This window comes from Endozoicomonas sp. SESOKO4 (assembly GCF_024606275.1).
Genome location: NZ_JAHHPS010000036.1, coordinates 1 through 1715 on the forward strand (window position 1 = coordinate 1; position 1715 = coordinate 1715).

Below are 1715 nucleotides of genomic sequence, written 5' to 3' on the forward strand. Positions count from 1 at the left end.
ACCAATTTATTGCAACCGCAGTAGGACAGCCTTAAGTCCGACAGGCTGCTAGAGGCTAATCAACACACGCTGATTCCAGATCTGCGACCAGTTCTGTGTACGGTCACCCACTACCAGGAAATCAGAATTCAGCAGACTTTCCTTGAAGTTGTAGGAAAACCGCTTGCCGTGAGGATCCAGCAGTAAAGCTCCGGCACCTTCCAGTACGGCCTGTGCCGCTCCGGTATCCCACTCAGATGTGGGCCCCAGCCTTGGGTAGATATCCGCCAGCCCTTCCGCAACATGACAACTCTTGAGGGCACTGCCGACAGGCCTTACCTCCAGATCAGGGTAGAGCGCCCTGAGCTTTTCAACAAATACCCTCGCTCTTTCGGTTCCATAGCTTCGACTGCCCAGTACCACCGTTTCCCTTTCTGGCTGAAATATTCTTGGCGTAATACTGTCAACGGGCTGATCTTCAATTTGTTTGAAAGCACCCAGACCGCTACCCCCCCAATAGGTTGTATGCTCATCAGGAACATGAACCACACCCAATATCGGGTAGCTTCGACCATCTTCTGATTTTTCCATCAGCGCGATATTCACGGTGAACTGGCCATTGCCATTGATAAACTCCTGAGTGCCATCCAGAGGGTCCACCAGCCAGTAACGTTCCCACTGGCAGCGTTCAGTAAAAGGGGTATGTTCTGACTCTTCTGATAAAATAGGGTACCGGACATCCAGAGCCTTCAGGCCCCGCTCAATGACTTCGTTGGCTTTGAGATCTGCCAAGGTCACAGGCGTTTTGTCAGACTTGTGCTGAATGCTCAGGTCTTGCTGATGATAAAGGGTCAGGATGGCCTCTCCAGCCTGTCGGGCAATGTGCTTCAGGGGCTCAATCAGCTTCTCGTCAAACATTGGGGGTCTCCAGCCATCCGGCCTGAATTTTCTCTTTGACCAAAAACAGGGTAGCCAGAGCCCTTGCTTCGGAAAAGTCCGGCCTGTCGTTCAATTCCAGTAAGCGGTCAAAGGACCACTCGACCACTTCCAGAGGCTCTGGCTCATCGCCTTCCAGCCTTTCTTCATAAAGATCCCAGGCCACCATTGAGTGTATTCTGCTTTTCATATAGTTGGGTGACTGGGTGAATGCACTGAGGTACTTCCAATGACGAGCACCGTAACCCACTTCTTCCTTTAACTCACGGTTACCCCCTTCTTCCAGACTTTCTTCAGGCTCAACCAGCCCCTTTGGCAGAGTCAGCTGATAGTCTTCGGTACCACCGGCATACTCGCGGATCATCAGAAAACGATTATTATCCAGCAGCGGCACTACCATCACTGCTTGATGCCCCGTTCCAAAAGAACCTAATCGTTCATAGGTTCTTTCAACACCGTTGGAAAATCTGAGATCCAGCTCTTCTATTCTGAACAGACGAGTGCGTGCAATTTCACGACACGCTTTGATAACCGGTTTTTCTGACATGATTCCCTACCCCTTGTTCTGCAGTTATTATAAGCACCGAATTCGTTGCTTACATACGTCGATGTACATTTAATTGACTCAGCCTTGCGCCAATAATTCAGAAAGATTGTCGTTCAGGGTTCGGATGAGTCATCATGGCAACAGAATAAAGTTGAGGTCATTATGATTAACTGGAATGCCATAGATACCGTTCTCCTCGATATGGATGGTACCCTGCTGGATCTCCACTTCGATAACTACTTCTGGATGGAGT

2 protein-coding genes and 1 pseudogene are annotated in these 1715 nt (G+C 49.7%); 1 reads left to right on the top strand and 2 read right to left on the bottom strand.

The features are described 5' to 3' along the window. Positions 1 to 48: 48 nt before the first annotated feature. Positions 49 to 897, bottom strand: coding sequence for a 3'(2'),5'-bisphosphate nucleotidase CysQ (gene cysQ, locus KDK16_RS00550; RefSeq protein ID WP_257254154.1), 849 nt, complete (start codon positions 895 to 897; stop codon positions 49 to 51). Further along, entirely contained in the window at positions 890 to 1462 is a 573-nt protein-coding gene (gene nudE / locus KDK16_RS00555) for an ADP compounds hydrolase NudE (protein ID WP_257254153.1), read from the bottom strand. The genes cysQ and nudE overlap by 8 nt, the downstream gene beginning before the upstream one ends. A 162-nt stretch (positions 1463 to 1624) precedes the next feature. On the opposite strand from nudE, the pseudogene KDK16_RS00560 reads away from it, so the two are divergent. Continuing rightward, a pseudogene (locus KDK16_RS00560) lies at positions 1625 to 1715 on the top strand (haloacid dehalogenase); the annotation flags it as partial.